6 protein-coding genes are annotated in these 7,806 nt (G+C 38.2%); 3 read left to right on the top strand and 3 right to left on the bottom strand.

Annotated elements, in window-relative coordinates; translation table 11 throughout:
- Window positions 1-26: 26 nt before the first annotated feature.
- Entirely contained in the window at window positions 27-1,259 is a 1,233-nt protein-coding gene (locus A5844_RS13280; protein ID WP_086285648.1) for a glycoside hydrolase family 73 protein, read from the top strand.
- Window positions 1,260-1,347: 88 nt separating this feature from the next.
- On the opposite strand, the gene A5844_RS13275 is transcribed toward A5844_RS13280, so the two are convergent.
- Complete coding sequence (locus tag A5844_RS13275) at window positions 1,348-4,392, bottom strand: glucosaminidase domain-containing protein (RefSeq protein WP_244610776.1); 3,045 nt, start codon at window positions 4,390-4,392, stop codon at window positions 1,348-1,350.
- A gap of 189 nt (window positions 4,393-4,581) precedes the next feature.
- On the opposite strand from A5844_RS13275, the gene A5844_RS13270 reads away from it, so the two are divergent.
- Both A5844_RS13270 and A5844_RS13265 read left to right on the top strand, forming a co-directional pair.
- Window positions 4,582-5,022: a DUF2798 domain-containing protein gene (locus A5844_RS13270; protein WP_086285647.1), complete on the top strand. Its 441-nt coding sequence runs from the start codon at window positions 4,582-4,584 to the stop codon at window positions 5,020-5,022.
- A gap of 83 nt (window positions 5,023-5,105) precedes the next feature.
- Window positions 5,106-5,408 (top strand): hypothetical protein, encoded by a 303-nt coding sequence (locus A5844_RS13265; protein WP_086285646.1) that lies wholly within the window; start codon window positions 5,106-5,108, stop codon window positions 5,406-5,408.
- A 179-nt stretch (window positions 5,409-5,587) separates the two neighbouring features.
- Here the strand turns inward: A5844_RS13265 and A5844_RS13260 are convergent, their stop codons facing one another.
- On the bottom strand, window positions 5,588-6,835 hold the full coding sequence (locus tag A5844_RS13260; protein ID WP_086285645.1) for a glutamate-5-semialdehyde dehydrogenase: 1,248 nt from the start codon (window positions 6,833-6,835) through the stop codon (window positions 5,588-5,590).
- Entirely contained in the window at window positions 6,832-7,638 is an 807-nt protein-coding gene (proB, locus tag A5844_RS13255; RefSeq protein ID WP_086285644.1) for a glutamate 5-kinase, read from the bottom strand. Before proB ends, A5844_RS13260 begins: the two co-directional genes overlap by 4 nt.
- Window positions 7,639-7,806: the final 168 nt, after the last annotated feature.

Genomic DNA, 7,806 nt, shown 5'->3' with positions numbered 1-7,806 from the left:
ACCATAGAGAGAGCAAAGGAGAGCAAATGAAAGTAAGCCATATTTTTTATAGTGCAATCATTTTAAGTAGTTTAGTAGTTACTACTGTTCCAGTATTGGCAGAAGAGTCGACAGTATCAGCTACCACAGAAACGACACTTACAACGTCAATAAATGCAACAATGGAACCTAGTGTTTCGACAGAAGTTCCTGCTACCGAGCAGACAACAGAAAGTACGGAACCAACAACAGAAAATACAGAATCAACTAAAAGCATTGAAAGTGCTGAATCAATCACGAATCAGTTAGCCGATGGTGAAGAATTGACTCATACACACCAAGCTGATTTGTCTGAGTTTGAAAATCCCGGAGGTGCGGCTTTTTATGCGCGATCTTCTTCTAATACACAACAAGCATTCATTGATACGATTGCAGCAAGTGCGCAGAGATTAGCGAGCGCCAATGATTTATATGCATCAGTAATGATTGCCCAAGCTATCGTTGAAAGTGGTTGGGGAAAGAGTGCATTAGCCTCAGCACCTAACTATAATTTATTTGGGATCAAAGGAAGTTATAACGGGCAGTCTGTCGTGATGCCAACCTCTGAATATATCAATGGACAGTGGATTACAGTAAATGCCGCATTTCGTAAGTACCCGTCTTATGCAGAATCCCTGCAAGATAATGTGACTGTTTTGAAGACAACTTCATTCCAACCAGGCGTGTATTACTATTCAGGAGCATGGAAAAGTAATACAAAATCTTATAAAGATGCAACTGCTTGGTTGACTGGACGTTACGCAACGGCGCCTACGTATGCTACAACACTGAATAATGTCATTGAAACATACAATTTGACTCAATACGACACACCAAATGTTTCTACGTCCCCAATGTATCGTTTATATAATAAGAACACTGGTGAACATCTATATACATTGAATGCTGGTGAAAAAAATTACTTACCTACTGTAGGGTGGAAATATGAAGGTGTGGCTTGGCAAGCACCAAATAGCGGACAGCCAGTCTATCGTATGTACAATCCTTATAGTGGCGATCATCATTATACAATGTCACAGTCAGAGATCAATTTCTTGAAGCCATTTGGTTGGAGATATGAAGGTTTAAGTTTTTATTCAGGTGGCTCAAAACCAATTTATCGCTTATTTAATCCGAACGAACAAACTGGGACACATCACTATACCCTAAGCGCATCTGAACGTGATTCATTGACACCATTAGGATGGAAATATGAAGGAATCGGCTTTTACGGTTATTAAGAAATAAAAAAAACTGTCTTTCACGAAAACTCGATCATAGAATCGAGAAATCAGTGGAGGACAGTTTTTTTTATGTTCATTTTTTTGATCAATCAAATTGATACAGTTTCCAATAGTCGATTACACTATTCAACTTATCCCCATAATTTGGGTCAGTGGCATAAGTTCCAGTTAAGGCACGGGTGGCATCCCGATAAGAATTTGTATTGATTTTCCATGTTCCTTTATAACGATGTGGATCCCATGAAACGCCATATTTTAATTTGACAGCATTATCCAAGAAAGAACTGTCCGTTGTTTGATAGACTCGAAACTTGGAATTAACAGCGATTGTTTGACCGTTGACTACTTCATTTGAAACATGCCAGATATAGTTGTACTTTCCTTCGTCTTCGCCTTCTTTAAATTTCATGCCAAAGAAATTTTTTGCCTGTTGAGCTAAGACACTAGTGCCATAGCCTGTTTCTAAGATTGCTTGAGCAAGCATGACTGATGTATATAATCCATAAGTAGGAGCTATCCTATTCGCACTTTGCGAAATAGAATTGATAAACTTTCCTTGAGGAGTAGTATCGTCAACTTGACCTAATATCGTTAACTGATTTGCTTGGTAGCCACTTGGTTTCCGATCGTTTTCAACAATTGTGACTTCTATGGCTTCTACTGGCAAACTCATACCAACAGAACCCGATTTTTGACCATTTGAAGCCCAACCTAGCCAACCTTTTGAACGAACGAAAGATCGGTAGTAGATGTCGTAATGATTTGCTAATTCTTCCGTTAGTTGGAAAGAAAAGGCTTGCAAGGAACGATTTTGACCTGTTGTACCTGATATATCACCATTTGAAACCGGTCTTGTCCATCCATTTGAAGCAATGTGTGAATCATAACGAATACTTCCTGAAAATTTTGAGCTTGCTAAAGTTGCCCGAATCGCTTCAAATTGCCTACGTTGATTGGCAAAATTAATGGGTGCAGTTATTCCGGTACGACTGACCCACCCAGTTGTGGATAGGTGGCCTTGAAATGTTATTTTAGGGGGGGCAATTCTAAAAGATCGTACGGTCTGACCAGGTGGAGTTGCGCCTTTTGGTAGTAATTTGATTTGTACAGCTTCTGCTTGTGCTGCATACCCCTGAGTACCAGCCGATTCGCCGTTTGTAGCCCAGTCTAACCATCCAAAATTTTGGACATGCAGACGATAGTAAATGTCATAACGCGTACTGATAGCACCAGTTAAGCTTAGACGAACAGCTTCGATTGGTAAGTTCAGTCCAGTTGTTCCAGATGTAGTAGTGTTTGATGACCAATTCGTTTCCCAACCACGATTTGCAATATGGGATTGATAAGAGATATCTCCACCTATTGTATTTTCTGATATTCTGAGTCGTAGAGCTTGTAAACTTAAATTTTGTCCAGTTGTTCCAGCAAATGTACTAGCGTCTTTTTCACCTAACCATCCTTTATTTGTTATATGTGTATTGGCTAAAATAGAAGGTTCTTTTTCAAGATAAGATACTCCAGTCGAAGGCCCCGTCTGTGAAAGGCTCACTAAGCGTACTTCTATTGCTTCTATATGATAACCATAACCGATTGTTCCAGCAGCTTTTCCGTTCGAAGCCCAAGGCAACCAACCCAGGTTTTTAACGTGCACACGATAAAAGATGTTATAGCCAGAAGCTAATTGTCCAGTTAAGCGGATATTGATGCCTTCAATACGTTTTACTTGCCCTATTGTACCTGAAACATTATCATTGGAGACCCAACCTTGCCAACCAGATTGTTGCACATAAGAAGTATATTCTATTGAACCTTGTATAGAAGAAGCTACATTCAAACGGAAGGCTTCAATTTGCAATAACCGACCTGTTGTTCCGGAAAGTTGACCGTCTGATACGGCTGGTAACCAACCTAGATTTTTGACATGTGTTGAATAATTAATCGATGGTTGAGCGGTTCTTTGAGAAGATTGATCCTTTGTTGGTGGCTTTGTTGTACTTTCAGAGCTTGAATCAGGTATTTTGTTCTCTGCTGTTTTCGCTTTTGAAGTATCAGGAACTGGTGTATCATGTTCTGATTGAAATGTTTCTTTTTGGACATAGCCGATTAACTTGTTGTTAGTAAATAATTCATAAAAAATACTGTGGCCAATTTGGATTTTTTTAGCTACAAGATTGCTTAAAGCAGAGTCATTTTGTATAGAAGATTGGTCGATCCAAGCGTCAGAAAGTGTTTGATAGATTTTAGCTTTTTCAGCCAGTTTACCTGTGGCATTTGATTGACTAATTACTTGGGGTTCATATGGTGTGATCGTTTCAGATGGAACCCAACCAGATTGTGTTGCATTTTGTACAAAAAACCAAGTTGTATGATCAGATAGCTCTACTTTTTCCGTCAAAAGTACGTTTCCAGTAAGGTAGACATCGCTCAATTGACGATAAACAGATGGATAAAGCTTTGTATTTTGAAGGAAAGCGTAGTTGTTTGAAAGAGAGGATTTAGTTTGAATCCTAGCATCACCAGTTATTTGTGGGGAATATACTTGGATCCACTCAAATAGTTGATCTTCATCTAAAGTAAATTGGGAATCAATAGAAATGATTTCGGACAAATGATCTAAAGGAAGATTGTATGTTTTTATTTTTTTTGCTATATAATACGCCAGTGTCTGTAGTGTTTCTATAGAATTATCAGTAGGCATAGCTAAATGGATGGCAGCAGCATCAAGGAAAGTAGTAGTTGGTAGTTGGAGGTCTGTTGTATGGATTTCAAATACATCTCCAGAACCAACGTAGCTATGGGCAGTACTACTCTGTGCTTCTACAAAATCTTCTTGGGAATGTTCAGTTGCTGTAACCACTATTTTTGTTGGTTTGGAAATCCCTGATGGATATGCTCTTCCCGAAAGACTAGGATTTCCTGAAATTTCTGGAACTTCGTCAGATAGCGCATCCAATTCTTTAGGAGTTGAAGGAGGTTGACTGCTTAATATCTTTTCCTCTTCATTAGGTGTAGAATCAACAGCTGTTTCTGCCGATGTTTTGTCTATCGTCAGTGTTTCAGCCAATACTAGACTAGGCGTAGCCGAAGTACTCATGATCATTAGTAAAGCTAACCATATTATTGTTTTCACATCTTTACCTCACTTTTTTTGTGTTTTTTTAATAGTTCGTTAATGTAATTTTATATTAAAACTCATCCTATTTCATCTCTTTTGTGAAAAAAATAGCAACTAGAAAAAAATCAATGAAATTTAATAAAAAACTTACGAGAAAATTTCAAATATGATACGATGGTTTTCATGAAAAAAGGAGTGAGGAATTTGCCAACAAATAAAAAAGAAGGAATAATTTTTACTACAATGATGTGTTTTTTGATGGTCTTAGGGATGAGTACCTATAATTTATGGCTACATCAAGCATTGAATATATCGACTTTACTGGCTGGATTAGTTCCAGGGTTTATCGTTGCATTTATTTTAGACGTGTTTATCGTGGGTGTTTTAGCCAAAAAAATTGCGTTTAAATTACCAGTGAATTCACAAAGTAAGGTACAAATGATCTTAACGATTTCTTGTTTAATGGTTTTAGGAATGGTCACTTGCATGTCATTATTTGGAGTGATTATGCAACAAGATTTACCTGATCAATTGTGGCTTGCTTATCTGAACGCTTGGAAGATGAATGTGATTGCAGCTTTACCGTTACAGTTGCTAATCGTAGGGCCTTTGTCAAGATATGTGTTAGGAATGATTCAAAAGTAAACCTCATACGAAGTGAGTTGTCTCTGGAAACTTTCCTGAATAAAAGTTACAATCCCATTAGGATGAAAAAGTGAGGCGTAAAAATGATTGAAGACAATTTTCGTGAAATTGGGTTAACAGTTGTTGAATTGCCAGTAGAATGGGAGAAAGAGCAACCGATCTATCGAGGACTTATTAAAGAGTTGCCAATAATCAATGCTGAAGCGAGTTCAAAAAGCCGGATGTTGCAAAAATTAGTAGCGTCCTATCAGGCTTATCGGGAACAATTGATGATGGAAGTAGAAGAAGAGAAGGAAACAACTCTGAACTTATCGACACAAGAATTATTACGTTATTACGATGGGGAAACTTTTGATGGGTTCTCATTATTCGATAATTTATCGTAAGAGAATATTCTATTAAGAGTTAATATTCAGTGCTCTTGTAGAAAACAAAAAAGACTTAAACATTGTCGTGACGACAACGTTTAAGTCTTTTTTAGACTTCTTGAAGTTGTAAAATTTTTGTATTCTGGCAGATTTTTTTACTAAAATCATACCTAGTCTAAAATGTTTCCCGTGAAACATTACTCACGAATTTGTCCATTTCCATAGATAATATACTTTGTTGTAGTCAATTCATTTAACCCCATTGGGCCTCTCGCATGAAGCTTTTGCGTAGAGATCCCAATTTCTGCGCCAAATCCAAATACTGAGCCATCAGTAAAGCGAGTAGAGGCATTGACATAGACAGCTGCTGCATCTACTTCGTTTAAGAAACGTTGACTAGCAGTATAGCTGTCTGTCACGATTGCTTCTGAATGTTTAGTGTTATGGCGGTTGATATGTTCAATTGCTTCATCAAGAGAATCCACGATTTTAACAGCTAAAATATAATCTAAATACTCAGTGTCCCAATCTGATTCATCAGCTAAAGTAGCAGTGTCCAAGTGGTCTAATGCCCGAGCATCGGCGTGTAAGGTGACCCCTTGTTCCACTAATGCCCGTTCAATTGCTGGCAAAAAGAAAGGGGCAATTTCTGAGTGAATCAATAAAGTTTCCGCTGCATTGCAAACGGAAGGTCGAGAGGCTTTAGCATTGACTATGATATCGACAGCCATTGCTAATTGTGCATCTTTATCAATATAGATATGATTGTTTCCTGTACCAGTTTCAATGATCGGAACGGTGGCTTGTTCTTTGACACGCTGGATTAATGAAGCTCCTCCTCGAGGGATCAAGACATCTAAATAATCTGTCAGTTTCATCAATTGTTCCGCTGTTTCATGAGAAGTGTCATCGACAAATTGGATAGCATAAGGGGATTCGCCTGCATCAGTTAGAGCTTGTTGCAGTAACTCAACAAGGATCTTGTTTGAGAAAAAGGCTTCTTTACCTCCACGTAAGATAACGGCATTGCCTGATTTGAAGGCTAAACTTGCAGCATCTGTCGTCACGTTTGGGCGAGATTCATAAATGATACCGATCACACCAAGAGGGACACGTTTTTTCCCAATCAGCAAGCCGTCTTCATTTTGCCACATGCTATCAACTTTTCCAATGGGATCGTCTAATTGAGTGATTTTGATTATTTCGTCTGCCATAGTATGGATCCGTTCAGGTGTCAAACGTAAACGATCTTGCATAGTTTCGCTGATTCCATTTTCTTCAGCTTGAGCCAAGTCTTTTTGGTTTGCATCTAAGATGGCTATCTGATTTTTCTTGATGGTTTGTGCCATAGCGACTAATAAGTCATTTTTCTGCTTTGTAGGCAGAAGTGCAAGAGATCTTGCTCCTTCTTTTGCGTTTTTTCCAAGTTGGATTAAGTCCGTCATGAAATTTCCTCCTTAAATAAAGTTCCGATCTCTTTTCCAGCTAATATATCAAAAATAATCGTTGGGCTTTTACCATTGGCGAGTATCATCGTGCGTTTTGCTTCAAGAATCCGCTGCGCTGCTTTCAATTTGCTAGACATCCCACCAGTCCCAAAGACACTACCTGCTCCGCCAGCTTGAGCCATGAGTTGGTCGTCGATCGTATGAATGGTATGATACATCTTTGCATTTGGATTGTCATTTGGATTGTCTGAATAAAATCCATCAATGTCTGAAAGAACGATCAATAAATCTGCTGAAATCAACTGCGTGACAATGGCAGATAACTGATCATTATCGCCAAATTTTGTTGAATGGTCTAATTCATCGACTGCAACGGTATCGTTTTCGTTGACGATCGGGATGGTACCCATAGCTAAGAGTTGTTCTAACGTATTGACTACATTTTTTCTGCTTTCAGGAAAATCAATGACATCTCTAGTGACTAAGATTTGTGCGGTTTGTTGACTATAAATATTGAAACGATGGTTATAAATATTCATCAATTCGGCTTGTCCGATCGCAGCAATTGCTTGCTGTTCAGGGATAGTCGCTGGACGTTTTGATAGGTTCATTTTATGCATCCCTACACCGACTGCTCCAGAGGAAACTAAGACAACTTCTTTGCCTTGGTTGTGAAGATCTGATAGAACAAAAGCAAGCTGATCAATCGCTGCTAGATTGATGTTTCCATTTGGATAGATCAATGTGCTCGTTCCTACTTTAACAATGATTCGTTTTGCTTGGACTACTTCTTTTCGCATGATACACCTCAACTAATAATATACACAGTACTGATTTTGTTTTATTCTACTTGTTTTTTGTGACAAAGTCATGTTGAAAAAATTATTTTTTCAAAAAAATAAAAAAACAATTGGAAGACGACTATCTGCTTTCCTTTTACATCTTAAATAAAAACTGAGATACATGAG

This window comes from Candidatus Enterococcus wittei (genome assembly GCF_002140175.1).
Taxonomy (GTDB): Bacteria; Bacillota; Bacilli; order Lactobacillales; family Enterococcaceae; genus Enterococcus_B; species Enterococcus_B wittei.
The sequence above is the reverse complement of the archived record's forward strand: the minus strand, read 5'-3'. Positions and strand labels throughout refer to the sequence as shown.